This is a genomic window from Micromonospora sp. NPDC049060 (assembly GCF_040649055.1).
GTDB lineage: Bacteria > Actinomycetota > Actinomycetes > Mycobacteriales > Micromonosporaceae > Micromonospora > Micromonospora reichwaldensis.
The window spans coordinates 1-18952 of sequence record NZ_JBEZEV010000031.1 but is presented as its reverse complement, the minus strand read 5'-3'; the positions used below and the strand labels follow the sequence as shown (position 1 = coordinate 18952).

Here is an 18952-nt window from a genome sequence, read left to right as displayed (position 1 = left end):
GCCCTCCAGGTGCGAATCCGGCGGTGCCGGTCAGGTCAGGTGCGCGGCCACGGATGCCGCGGCACGGGGTACGGTCGGCCGGCCGGCGAGCTGCGCGGTCAGGTCCGCGAGCAGCTCCGCCCGCGCCGGCACGAGATAGAAGTGGTCGCCGGGGAACGCCCGCAGCCGGAAGCCGCCGGTGGTCAGCTCCGCCCAGGCGGAGACCGACTCCCGGTCGCAGGCCGGATCCCCCGTGCCGAGGTACGCCGTGATCGGCGCGGGCACGCTCCGCGGCGCGCGCGGCAGGTAGCCGTGGATCAGCCGCAGGTCGGCCCGGAGCGCCGGTACGACCAGCTCCCGCAGCTTCGACGAGCGGAATACCACCGGATCCACCTCGCCGAGCGCGGCGATCCGGACGAGGAACTCCTCGTCGTCGAGGTGGTCGGGGTGCTGGTCGATCCGGGTGACGTGCGGTGCCCCGTGCCCCGAGACGAACAGGAACTCCGGCACGACGCCGAACCGCTCCTCGAGCCGGACGGCCACCTCGTAGGCGACCGAGGCGCCCATGCTGTGGCCGAACAGGGCGAGGGGACGGTCCAGGTACCCGGTGAGCGCCTCGGTGACCCGGTCGGCGAGCACGTCCATCCGGTCGACGCACGGCTCGGAGAGCCGGTCCTGCCGGCCCGGGTAGCGGACGGCGAGCACGTCGACGGAGTCCGGCAGCCGCGCCGCCCAGGTCTGGAAGAACCCGGCCGAGCCGCCGGCGTGCGGCAGGCAGACCAACCGCAGGCCCGCGTGCGCGCCGCCCCGGAACACCCGCAGCCAGGGATCGCCGCCGGTCGGGCGGGACAGGGACATCTGGGGCACTTCCCGGTCGCGCCGCTCAGTCCGACATCGCCACCAGCACCCGGCGGTCGCCCGTGTACGGGCGCCGGCCGTGCGCGGTGAGCACGTTGTCGATCAGCAGCAGGTCGCCGACCCGCCAGTCGACGTCGACCGCCGCCTCCAGGCCCCGGTCGCGGATCTGGGTGACGTACTCGTCGGGGATCGGGGAGCCGTCGGCGAAGGTCACCGACTGGGGCAGCTCGTCCGGGCCCATCACCTGGGTCATCACCCTGGCGATGTCGTCGTCCAGGCCGGCCGGGTGCCACTGGTCGGCCTGGTTGAACCACACCTCGGCCCCGGTGACCGGGTGCCGCAGGGTGGACTCCCGCAGCTGGACCACGCGCAGCCCGTCGGCGGTCCACTCCCAGGTGGCGCCGGCGCCGGCGAGGAACTCCTCGACCTCGTCGCGGCTGTCGGTCTCGAAGGTCTCCCGCCAGCTCTTGCCCAGCCCCATGCCGTCGTGCAGGTTCTGCTGGTAGCGCAGCCCACCGGCGAAGTCGGCGCGCAGCTGCGGGTCCAGGGAGTTGAGCCACAGCTCGGCGTCGACGACGGGGGTGGCACCGCCGGTCTCGGCGGCGATCTGGCAGAAGAAGAGCAGCCGGGCCGGCCACTGCGCCGCGTACGACAGCTCGTTGTGCATCGAGATGGTGTACCGGGACGGGTACTCGGTGGAGGTGTAGACGTTGCGGCCCACCTTGGTGCGGGGCGAGTTGCCGTGCACGTACGCCAGTCGCCTCGGCAGCAGCAGGTCCATCACCGGGTCCAGGGTCTCCGGCCGCACCCCGAAGCCACGGAAGACGAGCGCCTTCTCGGCCGTGAGCACCTCCGCCAGGTCCAGCTCGCGCAGGTGGCCGACCAGTCCCTCGGCGCTCGGCGCGCAGCCGGCGCTCTCCGGGGTGATCTCCAACGGCTTCCAGCTCGCGTGCTCGTTCATTCCGGGGCTCCTCACCGTCCCAAGCTGTGCGATCCCTCCCAGGCTCTGCCGCTCCGCTATATTCCGTCCATATCGCCACCGTCCCGGGTCGCGTGGCCCGCCCGCTCGGCGGCCTCCGCCCGTTCCGCCTCGGCCCGGGCCCGGCCGCCGAAGCCGAGCACCGCGAGCACCGCGATCACCCCCATCGCCCCGCCCACGATCAGCATGGCCCTGGTGATGCTCGTCGAGTCGAGCAGGAAGCCCGCGAACAGCGCCCCCAGCGAGTTGGCTCCCGAGCTGAGCAGCATGACGATCGAGCCGGCCCGCCCGCGCAGGTGGTCGGGTGCGCTCTGGAGCACGTACAGCATCCCGGCCACGTTGCTGATGCCGGCGCCATAGTGGATCAGGGCGAAGATCGCGCCGAGGACGACGAGTCCCGGTGCCAGCGCGAGTCCCGGAGCCAGCGCGAGCAGCGGCATCAGCACCGCCCAGGCGATGTTGACCCCCATGATGATCCGGCGGATCCCCCACCGGCTCAGGTAGAAGTTGCTGGTCATCGCGCCGGCCATGCCGAAGACGCTGTTCACCACGAGCAGCATCCCGACCGTGGGTGGCGAGCCGCCCTGGTTCTTGACGATCACGACGAGGCCCAGGCCCAGCACCTGGAACAGGATGTTGCTCGCCGCGAAGAGGCCGAGGGCGCGGCGCAGGTAGAGCTGGCCCCAGACGAAGACGAAGCCCTCCCGTACCCGGGCCAGCAGGCCACCTGGCTCGTCCGCGCGCGCCTTCGGCGCCTGCAGGTCCCGCCGCACGAACAGCAGGGTGACCAGCGAGATCACGTGCATCAGCACGGCGAAGCCGAACGGCGCCCAGCGGGTCAGCGCGTACAGCAGGGTGCCGGCCGGCTGGCCGAGGATGCTGGCCGCGTTGGCCCGCGACTCGTTCGCCGCCGTCGCGGCGCCGTACCTGTCGGCCGGGACCACGTTGAACACCGCGGCGCGTTCGGCCAGGGCGTAGCAGATGCCCAGGCTGGCCTCCACGAACGCGACCGCCATCAGGTGCGGCAGCCACACCGAGTCCCGGGCCACCGCGACCGCGACGCTGCCGATCGCGACGATCCGCCCGACGTTGCAGAGCACCATGGTCCGCCGGCGGTCCCAGCGGTCCACCAGCGCGCCGGCCGGCAACTGGGTCACAAGGTTGGGCAGCAGCGCGGCGAAGGTCACCAGGCTGGCCGCCGTGGCCGAACCGGTCGACCAGAAGACAAGCAGGGTGTAGCTGATCGAGGTGGCCCGGGAACCCAGCGCGGAGACCCCGGAGCCGACCCAGAGCAGCAGGAAGTCGCGGTTGCCGGTCAGGCGCCCCGGCTGCCGGGACGTGGCCGCCGGGTGCCCGACCGCGCTCACGACGCGGACCCGGCGGGGGTGGCCCGGCACCAGTCGAGCACGGCCATCGCGCTGTAGAGCTTGTTCTCCGCCTGCTGGAAGGCGATGCTGGCCGGCCCGTCGAGCACCTCGGCGGTGACCTCCTCCCCCCGGTGCGCCGGGAGGTCGTGCATGAAGACCGCGTGCGGGCTGCGCCGCCACAGCTCCCGATCCACCTGGAACGGGGCGAAGTGCGTCCGCCAGTCCGGGTCGGGCTTGCTGGTGCCGGTGGTCTGCCACCGGGTGGTGTAGATGGCGTCCAGGTCACCCGGCAGGTCGTCCATGTGGTGCCGTTCGACGAGGTGGGCGCCGCAACGTTGGGCCTGCTCCCGCGCGACCGCCGCGATCTCCGCCGGCAGCCCGTACCCCGCCGGGGTGCGTAGCTCCAGCTCGACGCCGGGGAAGCGGGTCAGCGCCAGGGCCAGTGCGGTCGCGGTGTTGTTCGCCTCGCCCAGGTAGAGCAGCCGCAGGTGTTCGATGCGGCCGAAGCGCCGCAGCAGGGTGGTCAGGTCGGCCAGTGCCTGCGTCGGGTGCTCCTCGGCGCTCATCGCGTTGATCACGGCCATCCGGTGCTGGCGCGACCAGTCGCGCATCTCCCCCGGGTCGGCGGCGGTCCGCGCCACCAGCACGTCGAGCATGCCCGACAGCACCCGGCCGGTGTCCTCGCTGGACTCGCCGGTGTTGACCTGGAGGTCGTTCGGCCCGTACTGGATGGTCTTCGCGCCGAGCCGCAGCGCGGCCACGGTGAACGCGGTCCGGGTCCGGGTCGACGTCTTCACGAAGTAGGTGCCGACCACCCGGTCCGCCAGTGGGCTGGCGGTCTCGCCGGCGGCGAACCGCGCCCCCCGCGCCACGATCGAGTAGAGGTCGTCGTCGGTCAGGTCGCGGATCGACACCAGGTGCCGCACCTGCCGGGTCGGTGGGTCGGTGACCGTGGCAAGGATGCTCGGTACGGTCGTCATCACATTTCCTCCGTCAGTGCGATGTCGGACGCCAGCCGCGACACGACCTCATGGCCCTGGTCGCCGTTGGTCAGCAGCACCAGCCCGGAGCCGTCGGGCACCCGGCCGGCGGTGAGCGCCTGGTAGCCGGGGATGCGGCCCCGGTGGGTGAACTCCACCCGTGCCCCGGCGGGCCCGTCGATGCGGTCCACCATGCAGCCGAGTCCGAAGACGCCGCCCGTTCCGGTGGTCAGTTGCGCCACCGCCAGCTCCCGGCTCAGCAGGGCCGGGTCGCCCCGGTACGCGAGGTGGATCTCCCTGACGAGCTGGGCCAGGTCGGTGGCGGTGGTCCAGAGGCCGGCCGCCGCCAGGTCCGTACGCACCTGCCAGCCGCCCGGGAGCGGCTCACCCCGCTCGTCGTGCCCGACGGCCACCGGCCGGCCGGACGTCTCCGGGAAGCTCTGGTCGAAGCTGCTGCCGGTCATCCCCGCCGGTCCGAAGACCAGCTCGGCCATCAGGGCGGCGAAGGGCGTCGCGGTGACGTCCTCCATGAGCTGCTGCACCACCACGAAGTGGCTGTTGCGCTCCACCGCCACCGCGTCGGGCGCGTCGAGCGCCCGGACCGGACCGGTGGGCACGCCCCGGCCGTGCAGCACGTCCGACAGGCTCGGCACGGGGCCGCCACGCGGGTGTCCGGTGCTGCCCGTCGGGGTCAGCCCGGCGACGTGGGAGAGCAGCTGCCGCAGGCTCACCGGCCGGTCGGCCGGCAGCTGCCAGCCCTTCAGGTACGCGTTGACGTCCGTGTCGAGCTGGAGCTGCCCCCGCCCGACAAGGACCAGCGCGCCCACCGCGGTGACCAGCTTGCTGACCGAGCCGACCTGGAAGATCGTCGCCGGGGTCACCGGGGCGTCGCCGCCGGCCGCGCGGTGCCCGGCGGCGCGGACCTCCACCACCTCGCCGTCGGCGAGCAGGACCAGCGAGGCGCCGGGCACCCGGTGGGCGGCGAGCAGCGGCTCGACGGCCGGCAGCACCGGCACGGTACGCGCCACGCGTACCGCCGGATCCGCCGCGTCGACGGACGCCGCCGCCCCGGTCGGGGCGAGCGAGGCGGCCAGCTCGGCCAGGGTCCGGTCGAGCATCGCCGCCCGCAGCGTCAGCGGAACTCCGGCCTGCCGGGCCGCCGTGACCACCGGTACGACCAGCAGCGAGTGCCCGCCCAGGGCGAAGAAGCGGTCGTGCCGGCCCACCCGGTCGACCTCCAGGATCCCGGCCCAGATGTCGGCGATCAGCTTTTCCAGACCGGGGCGGGGCGGGGTGTGGTCGGCCGCCGCGGCCAGGTCCACCGGGGGCAGCGCCCGACGGTCGACCTTGCCGTTGGCGTTGAGCGGGATGGCCGGCACCGGGACGAAGACGCTCGGGACCAGTTGGCTGGGCAGCCACCGGGCACAGTGCGCGGCCAGGTCCGGCGCGTCGCCGACGTGGTAGGCCACCAGGCGGGGTCCGCCGGCGCCCGTCGACTCGACGGTCACCACCGCGTCCCGCACGCCCGGATGCGCCACCAGCGCCGCCCTGACCTCGCCGGGCTCCACCCGGTGGCCTCGGATCTTCACCTGGTCGTCGATCCGGCCGAGCAGGTCGAGCTGCCCGTCCGGCAGCCAGCGGCCCAGGTCGCCGGTCCGGTACAGCCGCCCGCCGTCCGCACCGAACGGATCGGGCACGAACCGGTCGGCGGTCAGGTCCGGCCGGCCGGCGTAGCCCCGGGCCAGGCCGGGTCCGCCGAGGTGGACGTGGCCGACCACGCCCACCGGCACCGGTTGCAGGTCGGCGTCGAGGACGTACGTGCGCATCCCGGCCATCGGCCGGCCGATCGGCGCGACGTCGGCCGGCAGCGGCCCGGTGACCGGGTACCGGCTGACGGCCACGGTCGCCTCCGTCGGCCCGTACTCGTTGAGCAGCACGCTGCCCGGCGCGAGCGCGTGCCAGCGGTCGCAGACCTGCCGGGTCAGCGCCTCGCCGCCCAGGACCAGCAGCGGGGTCAGGGCCGCCGCCTGCTCCGCGTCGAGCTGGCGGGTCAGCAGGTCGAGGTGGCCGGGGGTCAGCTTGACGAAGCTGAACGGGCCGGCGTCGGCCAGCCTAGGGCCCAGCTCGTCCAGGCCGGCGTCGGGCGGCAGCAGCCACAGCCGCTGCCCGGTGACCAGCGGCGCCCAGATGCTGGTCACCACCATGTCGTACGCGACCGACGAGAAGAGCGCGGCGCCGCCGGTGCGGTCCCCGATCAGCTCCTCGGCCGCCCAGCCGAGGTAGTTGGCGAGGCTGCCGTGGGTGATCTGCACGCCGTTCGGCCGGCCGGTCGAGCCGGAGGTGAAGATGACGTACGCGAGGTGGTCCGGGTCGGGGCGGCCGGGCGGCGGGTCGGCGGGCAGCGCGGCGATCCGCTCGGCGTCGCGGTCGAGCAGCACCAGCTCGACGCCGGTGAGCCGGTCGGCGTGGCCGGCCGAGGTCACCACCACCGTCGCCCCGGCGTCGGCGAGCATCGCGGCGACCCGCTCGGCCGGGTGCCCCGGGTCGATCGGCAGGTACGCGCCGCCGGCCCGCCACACCCCGAGCAGGGCGGCGACGAGGTCGACGCCCCGGTCCAGCAGCACCCCGACGACCCGCTCCGGGCCGATCCCCGCCCCGCGCAGGTGGTGGCCGATCCGGTTGGCCGCCGCGTCCAGCTCGGCGTAGGTCGTACCGTCGACGGCCTCCGCGTCGGGGGTGGCGGCGGCCCGCGCCGCGACCCGGTCCGGGACGAGGTCGACGCATCCGGGCGCGGCCGAGGCGTTCCAGCCCACCAGCACGTCGTCGCGTTCCCCGGCGGGCAGGTACGCCGCCCGGGGGTCGCCGTCGGGGTCGGCCACCATGGCCTCCAGCACCAGCCGGTACATGCCGCCCAGCCGCGCGGCGTCGGCCCGGCCCATGGCGTGGCTGTCGGTGCTCAGTTCGAGCCGGCCGGCGCCCGCGGCGACGGCGAGCGCGAACTCGGAGGTGCTCGCGCCGATCCGCTCCACGGGCGCGGTGCGCCCGCCGTCGACCTCGGTGAAGTCGAGGTAGCTGAAGTAGACGTCGGTGAGGCCGGCGCCCCGGCCGGGGGTGCGGATGGCCGGCGCAGGGTAGCGGCGGTGCGGCCACAGGTCGGCCTCGCGGGCGTGCACCCGCTGGACGAGTTCGCGCCAGCTGCCCGCCGTCCGGTCGTGCGGGAACGGCAGGGTGTTCAGGGACATGGCGTAGACCCGCTCGCTGCCCACCACGTCGGGGCGGGTGTTGCAGACCAGCCCGCTGTAGAAGGCCGGCTCGTCGGTGAGCTGGCTGAGCACCTTCAGGTGCGCGGCGTGCAGCACCGCCTTGAGCGAGACCCGGGCCGCCGAGGCCAGGGCCCGCAGCCGCGGCTCCAGGTCCGCGTAGGACACCACCTCGGTGTACGGCTCCCGGACGGCCGGCGCGGGCGGCGCCCACGCGGCGGGAAGCAGGAACCTCGGGTGCCGCTCGACCACGTCCTGCCAGTACCGCTTGTCGGCCGCCGAGTCCAGGGCGCGCAGCTCACCGGCGACGAAGTCGGCGAAGCGCACCCCGGGCGGGGCGGCGACGTCGGGCTCCGCGCCCGCCCGCCGCGTGTGGTACCGGTCCAGGATCTCCATCACCAGGGCGTGCAGGCTCCAGCCCTCGATGATGACGTGGCAGATGGTGAGTACCAGCCGCCAGCTCCGGTCGGTCTCCAGGCACACGGTGAACCGCAGCAGCGGCGCCCGCTCGACGTCGAACAGCTCGGCGTACTCCTCGCCGACGAGCCGGCGCACCAGGGCCGTCCGGTCCGCCTCGGCCAGCCCCCGCAGGTCGCGGGTTCCGACCGGGACGTCCACCGTGCGGTGCACCAGCTGCATGGGCACCGAGTAGCCGCTCGTGTCCACCGACGTACGCAGCACGTCGTGCCGGGCCACCACCTCGGCGACGGCGGTCCGCAGCGTCGCCAGGTCGAAGGGCTCGTCGTCGGGGATCAGGAACGAGACGACGTTGTGGTAGTGGTTCTGGCCGTTGTCGGCCAGCATCTCCAGCAGCATCCCCAGCTGCACCCGCGACAGCGGGTACGCGTCGTCCAGCCCGGCCGGCAGCAGCGGCAGGTCGGCGGGGGCCACCAGCTCGAAGGGCTCGACGGGGCGGTCCGTCGGCGCCGGCGCGTCCCGGCTCGCCAGCACCTCGCCCAGCGCCCGGACGCTCGGGTGCCGGAAGATGTCCGCGACCGTCACGTCCAGCCCGGCCGCGCGCATCGTGCCGGCCAGCACCAGCGCCGTGATGGAGTGCCCGCCGAGGTCGAAGAAGCCGTCGGTGACGCCGACCGCCGGCAGGCCCAGCACGTCGGCCCAGACGGCGGCGACGCGCTCCTCCAGCGGGCCCGCCGGGGCGACGAAGTCCCGGCCCGCCAGCGTCGCGCCGGTCGGGGCGGGCAGCGCCCGCCGGTCCAGCTTGCCGCTGTTGTTGCGCGGCAACTGCTCCAGCAGCACGAACGCCGACGGGACCATGTACTCCGGCAGGCTGCGCCCCAGCCGCTCGCGCAGCGTGGCGACCTGCGGCGGCTCCCCGCCGCCGGCCACCAGGTACGCGGTCAGCCGGGGATCGGCCGGGTCGTCCGCGCGCAGCACGACGACCGCCTCCGCGACACCGGGCAGCGCGGTCAGCGCCGCCTCGATCTCGCCCGGCTCGACCCGGTAGCCCCGCAGCTTCACCTGGTCGTCGAGGCGGCCGAGGAACTCCACGCTGCCGTCGGGCAGGCGGGTGGCAAGGTCGCCGGTGCGGTACATCCGGCTGCCGGCCGGGCCGTACGGGTCGGGCAGGAACCGCCGGGCGGTCAGGTCGGGCTGGTTGAGGTAGCCGCGGGCCACCCCGTGCCCGGCCAGGTACACCTCGCCGGGCACCCCGATGGGCGCAGGGTGGCCGTACTGGTCGAGCACGTACATCCGCACGCCGGACAGCGGGCGGCCGATCCGGCTGCCCACGCCGGGTGCCAGGTCGGCCCGGGTGATCCGGTGGTAGGTGGAGTAGACGGTGGTCTCGGTGATCCCGTACATGTTGACCAGCGCCGTACGGGCCAGCCCGAGGCGGGACGCCCACGGGGCGAGGTCGGCGAAGTCGAGCTTCTCCCCCGCGATGACCACCGCCCGCAGCGACAGCTCCCGGATCCCGGGGGCGTCCTCGGCGGCGAGCCGGACCAGCCCGCGCAGCGCCGTCGGGGTCTGCGCCAGCATGGTGACCCGCTGCGTCACCAGCAGGTCCAGCAGGTCCTGCGGCACCCGGGCCACCTCGCGGGGCACCACCACCAGCCGGCTGCCGTGCAGCAGCGCCCCCCACAGCTCCCAGACGGAGACGTCGAAGGCGTACGAGTGGAACAGCGCCCACACGTCGGTCTCGTCCACCGCGTAGTGCTCCTGCGCGGCGTCGAGCAGGCGCAACACGTTGACGTCGCTCACGCAGACGCCCTTGGGCCGGCCGGTCGAACCGGAGGTGTAGATGACGTAGACGAGGTCGTCGGGGTCACGGGCGATCCCCGGATCGGTCTCCGGGTGCCCGGCCAGGTCGCCTGCGTCCAGCAGCACCCGCCGCCCGTCGAAGCCGGCGAGCACCTCCGCCTGTGCGGAGGTCGTCACCACGGTCCGCGCCCCGGCGTCGGCCAGCATGTAGCCGAGCCGCTCGGCGGGCTGGGCCGGGTCCAGGGGCAGGTACGCCGCCCCCGCCTTGAGCACGCCGAGCAGCGCGGGCACCAGGTCCGCGTCCCGGTCGAGGCAGACCCCGACGACTGTCTCCCGGCCGGCGCCGGCCGCGCGCAGGTGGTGCGCGAGCCGGTTGGCGGCGGCGTCGACCTGGGCGTACGTCAGCTCGACCGCGCCGGCCACCACCGCCACCGCGTGCGGGTCGCGGGCGAGCTGGGCCTGGAACAGCTCGACCATGGTGCCCGTGACCGGCTCGTCCGCGCCCTGGTCGGTGACGCCGAGCAGCCGGTCGCGCTCGCCCCCGGGCACGCAGACGGCCTGGCAGTCGCCGTCGGGGTCGGCGACCATCGCCTCCAGCACCGCCCGGTACATGCCGGCGATCCGGTCCAGGTTGGCCTGGCTGACCAGCCCCGCCCGCGCGGAGAGCGCGTAGCGGCCCCGCTGGGCGAAGCAGGAGAGGTCGAACTCGGTGGCGCCCTCCCCGGCGGCGCCGGTGACCACCGGGCCCGATCCGTCGCCGCCCTGCGTCGCGCGGGTGAAGTCCTGGTAGTTGAACAGGACGTGCAGCAGCCGGTGGCCGGCCTCGCGCTGCATCTCCGCCAGCGGGAACCGCCGGTGCGGCCACAGCGCGACCTCCCGGTCGAACACCGCGGCGACGAGGTCCCGCCAGGTGCGGGCCGACCGGTCGTACGGGAACGGCACCGTGTTGAGGTACATGCCGTGCACCTCGTCGGCGCCGAGCACCTCGGGCCGGGCGTCGCAGACGAGGCCGGCGTGGAAGCCCGGCTCGCCGGTGAGCTGGCTGAGCACCTTCAGGTGCACGGCGTGTAGCACCGCCTTCACCGACACGTCGGTGTCGCGGGCCAGGGCGCGCAGCGCCTCGTCCAGGTCGGCGAAGTCGACGGTGGCGTCCACCGTGGCGTCCGGCGCGTCCGGCTCGCCCCAGCCGGCGGGCAGGGTGAACGGGGCACGCCCGTCCCACACCGACCGCCAGTGCTCCCGGTCGGCGGTCGACTCCAGCGCGGCGACCTCGGCGGCGATGAAGTCGGCGTAGCGCACGGCCGGAACGGCTGCCGGCGCCGGGGTGCGGCCGTCGGCCAGCTCGGCGTAGCGGTCGAGCACCTCGGTGACCAGCCGCGCGCTGCTCCAGCCCTCGGTGACGGTGTGGGAGATGGTGAAGGTGAACCACCAGCTCTCGTCGCTGTCCACGTGCGCCGTGACCCGCAGCAGCGGCGCGGTGGCGACGTCGAACGGGCGGGCCCGCTCGGCGGCGATGAACTCCGCGAAGAGCGCGGCGTGCCGCTCGGCGAGGACGCCCCGGCCGTCCTCGACGCGCACGTCGGGGTCGGCGTCGGCGTGCACGAGCTGCATCGGCACCGAGTAGCCGACCAGGTCGAACGACGTGCGCAGGATCTCGTGCCGGGCCACCACGGCGCGGACCGCGCCGCGCAGCGCCCCGGCGTCGAACGGCCGCCCGTCGCGCACCTGGTGGGCCAGGACGCTGTGGTAGACGGCGCGGTCGCCGCTGACGGCCGACTCCACAAGCATGCCGAGCTGGGTGCGCGACGCCGGGTAGGCGTCGACCAGGCCGCCGGGCAGCCTGGCGCGGTCGGCGGCGCCGATCAGCGCGTACGGGGCGACCGGGCGGAACTCGTCGGCGTCGGCGTCGGTAAGCGCGGCGGCCAGCCGGCGTACGGTGCGGTGGGCGAAGACGTCCCGCACGCTGGTGGGGTGCCCGGCGGCGCGCAGCGTGCCGACGAGGGTGACCGCGAGCATCGAGTCGCCGCCGAGGTCGAAGAAGCTGTCGGTGACGCCGACGCGGGACACGCCGAGCACCCGCGCCCAGATCCCGGCGATCTCCTCCTCCACGTCGCCGGTCGGGGCCTGGTAGTCCCCGGTGGCGTACGCGCCGGTGTCGGGGGCCGGGAGCTGGCGCCGGTCGACCTTGCCGTTCGGGTCCTTGGGGATGGCGTCGAGGGTGACGTAGGCAGCCGGCACCATAGCCTCGGGCAGCGCGGCGAGCAGCCGCTCCCGCAGCCCGGACGGGGTCGGTGCGTCGCCAGGGGTCGGCAGCACGTACCCGACGAGGGTGCGGCGGCCGTCATGCTCGCGGACGGCGGCGACGGCGTCGGCCACGCCGGGGCAGCCGCGCAGGGCCGTCTCGATCTCCCCCAGTTCGATGCGTACGCCGTGCAGCTTCACCTGCGAGTCGAGCCGCCCCAGGAAGTCGACGGTGCCGTCCGGCCGCCACGCTGCCGCGTCCCCGGTGCGGTAGAGCCGGGACCCGGGCGGGCCGTAGGGGTCCGGCACGAACTTCCCGGCGGTCAGCCCGGGCCGCCCCAGGTAGCCCCGGGCCAGCCCCGTCCCGCCGATGCACAGCTCGCCGGGCACGCCCAGCGGCACGAGGTCGAGCCGCTCGTCGAGGACGTACAGCCGCAGGTTCGGGTGCGGGGTGCCGAGCGGCACCCGGGACAGCCCGGCCAGGGCGTCGGCGGTGCACGCCCAGCTGCTCACGTCGACGGTGGCCTCGGCCGGGCCGTACGTGTTGTGCAGCTCGCAGCCGGGCAGCGCGGCCAGGAACGCCCGCGCCACGTCGACGCCGATCTCCTCGCCGCCGACGGCCACCGACCGCAGTGACCGGCAGCCGGCCAGCCCCTCGGCGAGCAGCGCCGGCAGCATCGATGGTACGAAGTGGACCGTGGTGACGCCCTCGCGGGCCATCAGCTCGCACAGGTACGCGGGGTCGCGGTGCCCGCCGGGGCGGGCCACCACGATCCGGGCGCCCGCCGACAGGGCCGCGTAGACCTCTCCCGGCGAGACGTCGAAGCCGATCTCGGTCTTCTGGAGCACGACGGCGTCGGAGTCCAGCCGGTAGACCCGCGCGCCGACGTGCCCGGTGCGGTTGACCAGGGCCCGGTGCGACAGCAGCGAGCCCTTGGGGCGGCCGGTGGAGCCCGAGGTGTAGATGACGACGCTGCCGTTGTCGGGGTCGGTGAGCGGTTCCGGGTCGGTCGGCGGCCGGTCGGCCCAGGCGTCCGGCTCGTCGAGCAGCACCACCGTGGCGCCGACCGGCGGCAGTTGCGCCCGCAGCTCGGCGGTGGTGAGCAGCACCGGGGCCGCCGCGTCGGCAAGCATGAACGCCAACCGCTCCGCCGGGTACGACGGATCCAGCGGCAGGTACACCCCACCCGCCTTGTGCACCGCCAGCATTCCCACGACCTGCTCCACCGACCGGTGGGCGCACACCCCGACCAGCACCTCCGGCCTCACCCCCAGCTCCCGCAGGTGGTGCGCCAACCGGTTCGCCCGGCCGTTGAGCTGCCCGTACGAGAACGACACGCCCTCGGCCGTGATGGCCACGGCGTCCGGCCGCCGCGCGGCCTGCGCCTCGAACGCCGCCGGCACGTACCCGCCGACCTCGACGGTCCGGCCCGGGACGAACCGGGCGATCTCCTCGCGTTCCCCGGCCGGCAGGCGCGGCGCCGCCGCGTCCCCGTCCGGGTCGGTCACCATCGCCGTCAGCACCTCGCGGAACATCGCCCCGATCCGCACCAGGGCGGCCGGGTCGGCGGTCCGGCTGTCGCTGACCAGGCGGACGGTGCCGCCGCCCGCCCCGACCGACAGGCCGAACTCGGTGGCGCCCGGCCCGCCGACCTCGACCAGATCAGTGCCGGGTGCCTCGGCCGCCGCGCCGCCGTCCTGCCGGGTCTCCACGTAGCCGAAGACGACGTCGATCGGCCGGGACCCGGCGTCGGCCAGCCGCGCCACGGCCGGCAGCGGGTAGCGCCGGTGCGGCCACAGCTCCACCTCGCGGTCGAAGACCGACCGCACCAGCTCCCGCCACGTCCCCGCCGCGCGGGCGTGCGGGAACGGCAGCACGTTGATGTACATCCCGTGCACCCGCTCCGCGCCCCGCACCTCCGGCCGCGCGTCGCACACCAGGCCCGTGTAGAAGGCGGACCCGCTGGTGAGCTGGCTCATCACCTTCAGGTGCGCGGCGTGCAGCACCGCCTTGACCGAGGTGCTGGTGTCGCTGGCGAGGCGTCGGACGGCCGCGTCCAGGTCGTTGACGTCCACCGTGTACCGGCAGACCGTCGCCGCGCCGGAGCGGTCGCCGAAGGCGTCCGGGAGGGTCAGCTTGGGCCGCCCGGTCACCACCGCCCGCCAGTGCTCGGCGGTCTCCGGCGAGCGCAGCGCCGCCAGCTCCCCGGCGACGTGGTCGGCGTACCGGACGGCGGGGGGCTCGTCCTGCTTCGGCGCCTCGCCGCGGCTGCGCCGGGCGTACTCGCCGAGCAGTTCGGCGAGCAGGGCGTTGAGGTCCCAGCCGCCGGTGACCAGGTGGCTCACCGCGAGGGTCAGCCACCAGGCCCCGGCGCCGTCGGCGTGCGCGGCGACCCGCAGCAGCGGGGCGTCCGAGTCCAGGTCGAAGGGGGTACGCCGCTCGGCGGCCAGGTGCTCCTCGTGATCAGCGGCCGGGTGCACGGCGACCGGCACGGCGGCGCTCGCGCGCACCAGCTGCATCGGCACCGAGTAGCCGGTCAGGTCGACCGAGGTGCGCAGCGTCTCGTGCCGGGCGACCAGCGCGTCGACCGTCGCCTGGAGCGCGCGGTCGTCGAACGGCCGCCCGTCGTCGACCCGGATCGACTGCACGATGTGGTACAGGGACCTCTCCGGGTCCTTCTGGATCTCCACGGCCATGCCGACCTGCGCCTGCGTCGCCGGGTACGCGTCGACCAGCCCGGCCGGCAGCCTGGCCCGGTCGGCGGCGTCGATCAGCGCGTACGGCTCGACGGGGCGAAAGGCCCCCTCCTTGGCGGTGTCGGCCTCGGCGAGCGCGGTGACCAGGCGGCGGATCGTGCGGTGCGCGAAGATGTCCCGCACGGTGACGTCGTGGCCGGCGGCGCGCAGCGACCCGACCAGGGTCACCGCGGTCATCGAGTCGCCGCCCAGGTCGAAGAAGCTCTCGGTGACGCTGACCCGGTCGAGGTCGAGCACCCACGACCAGACGCCGGCCATCGCCGACTCCACCGGGCCGTTGGGCCGCTCGTAGCGGCCCCGGGCGTAGGACCGCGCGTCCGGCGCCGGCAGCTGCCGCCTGTCGACCTTGCCGTGCGGGTCCACGGGAACGGCGTCGATCGTGACGTACGCGGCCGGCACCGTCGCCTCGGGCAGCTCGGCCAGCAGCCGCTCCCGCAGCTCACCGGGGGTGGGCGCGGGCCCGCCGTCGGTGACGAGGTAGCCGACCAGGGTGCGCCGGCCGTCCTGCTCGCGGACGGCGGCGACCGCGTCGGTCACCCCGGGGCAGCCGCGCAGGGCCGTCTCGATCTCCCCCAGCTCGATGCGTACGCCGTGCAGCTTGACCTGCGAGTCGATGCGCCCCAGGAAGTCGACGGTGCCGTCGGGCCGCCACGCCGCCGCGTCCCCGGTGCGGTACAGCCGCGATCCGGGCGCGCCGTACGGGTCCGGCACGAACCGCTGCGCGGTCGTTCCCGGCGCCCCGAGGTAACCCCGGGCCAGCCCAAGACCGCCGATGCACAGCTCGCCGCGCACCCCGACCGGCACCGGTTGCAGGTGCTCGTCGAGCACCCGGACGGTGAGGTTGGTGAACGGGGTGCCGAGCGGCACCCGGGTCAGCCCGGCCAGGGCGTCGGCGGTGCAGAGCCAGCTCGTGACGTCGACCGTGGTCTCGGCCGGGCCGTACGTGTTGTGCAGCTCGCAGCCGGGCAGCGCGGCCAGGAACGCCCGCGCCACGTCGACGGCGATCTCCTCGCCGCCGACGGCCACCGACCGCAGCGACCGGCAGCCGCCGATCCCCTCGGCCAGCAGCGCGGACAGCATGCTCGGCACCAGCTCGACGGCGGTGACGCCCTCGCGGACGATCAGCTCCCGCAGGTACGCGGGGTCGCGGTGCCCGCCGGGGCGGGCCACCACGATCCGGGCGCCCGCCGACAGGGCGGCGTAGACCTCGGCCGGGGAGACGTCGAAGCCGATCTCGGTCTTCTGGAGCAGCACCGCTTCTTCGTCGAGGCGGTTGATCCGCCGGCCGGCGTACGCGGAGCGGTTGACCAGGGCCCGGTGCGGCACGAGGACGCCCTTGGGCTGCCCGGTCGAGCCGGAGGTGTAGATGACGTAGCAGCCAGTGTCGGCGTGGGTGCGCGGCTCGGGGTCGGTGGCCGGCTGGCCCGCCCAGGCGTCCGGCTCGTCGAGCAGCACGGTGGCCGCCTCGGCCGCCGGGAGCTGACCGCGCAGCTCGGCGGTGGTGAGCAGCACCGGGGCCGCCGCGTCGGCAAGCATGAACGCCAACCGCTCCGCCGGATACGACGGATCCAACGGCAGGTACACCCCACCCGCCTTGTGCACCGCAAGCATCCCCACGACCTGCTCCACCGACCGGTGGGCGCACACCCCGACCAGGACCTCCGGGCCCACCCCCAGCTCCCGCAGGTGGTGCGCCAACCGGTTCGCCCGGGCGTTCAGGTCCCGGTAGCCGACGCGGGTGCCGTCGCAGGTGATCGCCACCGCGTCCGGCCGCCGCGCGGCCTGCGCCTCGAACGCCGCCGGGGCGTACCCGCCGACCTCGGCGGTGCCGCCGGACGACCAGCCCTCGACCTCGTCGCGTTCCGCCGCCGGGAGGCGGACGGCGACCGCGTCGCCCTCGGGGTCGGCCACCATCGCCGTCAGCACCTCGCGGAACATCGCCCCCACCCGGGCCAGCGCGGCCGGACCGAAGACGTGGCTGTCGCCGACCAGGTCGAGGAAGCCGCCGGCGGCGGTCACCTGGAGGGCGAACTCGGTGCCGCCCTCCCCGGCGATGGCCTCGAAGTCGACGGACTCGTCGGCGACCGCCCCGGTCCGGCGGAACTCGGTGTAGTCGAAGACGACGTCGATCGGGCGGGACCCGGCGCCGGCCATCCGCTGCACCGCCGGCAGCGGGTACCGCCGGTGCGGCCACAGCTCCACCTCGCGGTCGAAGACCGACCGCACCAGCTCCCGCCACGTGCCGGCACCCCGGGCGTGCGCGAACGGCAGCACGTTGATGTACATGCCGTGCACCCGCTCGGCGCCCCGCACCTCGGGCCGCGCGTCGCACACCAGGCCCGTGTAGAACCGCCCCTGGTCGGTGAGCTGGCTCATCGCCTTCAGGTGCGCGGCGTGCAGCACCGACTTCGGCGACACGTCGAGGGTCGACGCGAGCGCGCGCAGCTTCGGCTCCAGGTCCTGGTAGCTGACCCGGGTCCGCAGGCTCTCGCGCGGGCCGTCGGTGCGGCCCCAGCCGTCCGGCGTGGTGAAGCCGGCGTACGTGTCGACGACGCCCCGCCAGTACGCCTCGTCCTCGCCGCCCTTCAGCGCGGCCAGTTCGGCGGCGACGAAGTCGGCGTACCGGACGGCGGTCGGCTCGGGCGACTCGGGCACCATGCCGGCGCTGCGCCGCTCGTAGCAGCCGATCAGCTCGACCAGGAGGGTGTTCAGGTCCCAGCCGCCGGTGACCAGGTGGCTGACAGCGACGGTGAGCCACCAGCCCCGCTCGTCGGTGCGGTGGGCGGCGACCCGCAGCAGCGGCGCCGGCTGGTCCAGCGCGAAGGGCCGCGCCCGCTCCGCGTCGACGTACGCCCGCAGCCGCGCCTCGACGTCGTCGCCGGTCAGCTCCGTCACCCGTACGTCGACGGGCGCCTCGGCGTGCACGAGCTGCACCGGCACCGAGTAGCCGGTCAGGTCGAACGAGGTACGCAGCGTCTCGTGCCGGCCGACCACGTCCCGCACGGCGGCCCGCAGCGCGTCGGCCGAGAACGGCCGTCCACTGTGCACCCGGAAGCAGCGCACGATGTGGTAGAGCGACTTGCCGGGGTCCTTCTGGATCTCCACGGCCATGCCTACCTGCGCCTGCACGGCCGGGTAGGCGTCCACGAGGCCGGCGGGCAGGGCGGCCCGGTCGGCGGCGGTCAAGAGGGAGAAGGGCGCGACGGCCTGGAAGGCCGGGGCCGCCGGGGCGGCGTCCTTGGCGGAGAGGTGCCCGGCCAGGGCGGCGACCGTGCGGTGCACGAAGACGTCCCGGACGGCCACCCCGAAGCCGGCCGCCCGCAGCGCGCCGACCAGGGCGACCGCGCGCAGCGAGTCGCCGCCGAGGTCGAAGAAGCTCTCCCGGGTGCTGACCTGTTCCAGCTGGAGCACCTGGCCCCAGATCCCGGCGAGCTGGCTCTCCAGCTCGGTCTCCGGGGCGACGTGTGCCCGCTCGACGGGCACCGCCGCCTCCCAGAGGGCGGCGCGGTCGACCTTGCCGTTGGCGTTGAGCGGGATCGCCTCCACGGCGACGAACTCGGCCGGGACCATGTACTCCGGCAGGTGCTCGGCGCACCGCTGCCGGATCCGGTCCAACAGGCCCGGCGTCGCCGGCGCGCCAGGGCGGTAGAACGCCACCAGCCGGGCGTCGCCCTCGGCGGCCGATCCGGAGACCAGGGCGACCGCGTCGGCCACGCCGTCGGTGCCTTCCAGGACCGTCTCGATCTCGCCGAGTTCGATCCGGTAGCCGCGGATCTTCACCTGGTGGTCGACCCGCCCGACGAACTCCACCGCCCCGTCGGGCAACCGCCGCACCAGGTCCCCGGTGCGGTACATCCGCGCCCCGGCCGTGGTTCCAGCGGCGGCTGCGGTTCCGGCGGTTGCGGTCTCGGATGCGGCGGCGAACGGGTCGGGCAGGAACCGCTCCGCCGTCAGCGCAGGCTGCCCGGCGTAGCCCCGGGCCACGCCCACGCCACCCACGTACAACTCGCCGACCACGCCCACCGGGGCGAGGTGCAGGTCCCGGTTGAGCACGTACATCGTCATGCCCGGAAGGGCACGACCGATCGGCACCACCGGACCCGCCTGCTCGGTCTCCACCGGGAAGATGCACGTGCCCACACTCGCCTCGGTCGGCCCGTACTCGTTGACCAGACCGCCCGGCCCCAGAAGCGTCAGCCACCGGTTGGCCAACGCAGCCGGCAGCGCCTCACCAGCGACCACCACCACCGGCGCCAACGACGCCAACGCCTCATCCGACAACTGCCGACCAAGAATCTCCAGATGACCCGG

General features: G+C 74.8%; 5 protein-coding genes. All 5 read right to left on the bottom strand.

The window, feature by feature from the left end; all coding sequences use genetic code 11:
- Positions 1 to 30: 30 nt before the first annotated feature.
- Genes AB0B83_RS14380 through AB0B83_RS14360 form a run of 5 tightly spaced genes read right to left on the bottom strand, consistent with a single transcriptional unit; the run spans position 31 to position 18922 of the window.
- Complete coding sequence (locus AB0B83_RS14380; protein ID WP_357578570.1) at positions 31 to 837, bottom strand: alpha/beta fold hydrolase; 807 nt, start codon at positions 835 to 837, stop codon at positions 31 to 33.
- Between the two features lie 25 nt (positions 838 to 862).
- On the bottom strand, positions 863 to 1798 hold the full coding sequence (locus tag AB0B83_RS14375; RefSeq protein WP_357578569.1) for a TauD/TfdA family dioxygenase: 936 nt from the start codon (positions 1796 to 1798) through the stop codon (positions 863 to 865).
- A 56-nt stretch (positions 1799 to 1854) separates the two neighbouring features.
- On the bottom strand, positions 1855 to 3183 hold the full coding sequence (locus AB0B83_RS14370) for an MFS transporter (RefSeq protein ID WP_357578568.1): 1329 nt from the start codon (positions 3181 to 3183) through the stop codon (positions 1855 to 1857).
- The gene (locus AB0B83_RS14365; protein WP_357578567.1) at positions 3180 to 4163 is read right to left on the bottom strand and encodes an ornithine carbamoyltransferase; all 984 of its coding nucleotides are present in this window, start codon (positions 4161 to 4163) and stop codon (positions 3180 to 3182) included. The genes AB0B83_RS14370 and AB0B83_RS14365 overlap by 4 nt, the downstream gene beginning before the upstream one ends.
- A complete protein-coding gene (locus AB0B83_RS14360; protein ID WP_357578566.1) occupies positions 4163 to 18922 on the bottom strand; it encodes an amino acid adenylation domain-containing protein in 14760 nt (4919 codons plus the stop codon). Before AB0B83_RS14360 ends, AB0B83_RS14365 begins: the two co-directional genes overlap by 1 nt.
- Positions 18923 to 18952 lie beyond the last annotated feature (30 nt).

Bases quoted from the DNA above. Each gene is read 5' to 3' on its own strand.
- AB0B83_RS14380 (WP_357578570.1), bottom strand. From the start codon at position 837: ATGTCCCTGTCCCGCCCGACCGGCGGCGATCCCTGGCTGCGGGTGTTC.
- AB0B83_RS14375 (WP_357578569.1), bottom strand. From the start codon at position 1,798: ATGAACGAGCACGCGAGCTGGAAGCCGTTGGAGATCACCCCGGAGAGC.
- AB0B83_RS14365 (WP_357578567.1), bottom strand. From the start codon at position 4,163: ATGACGACCGTACCGAGCATCCTTGCCACGGTCACCGACCCACCGACC.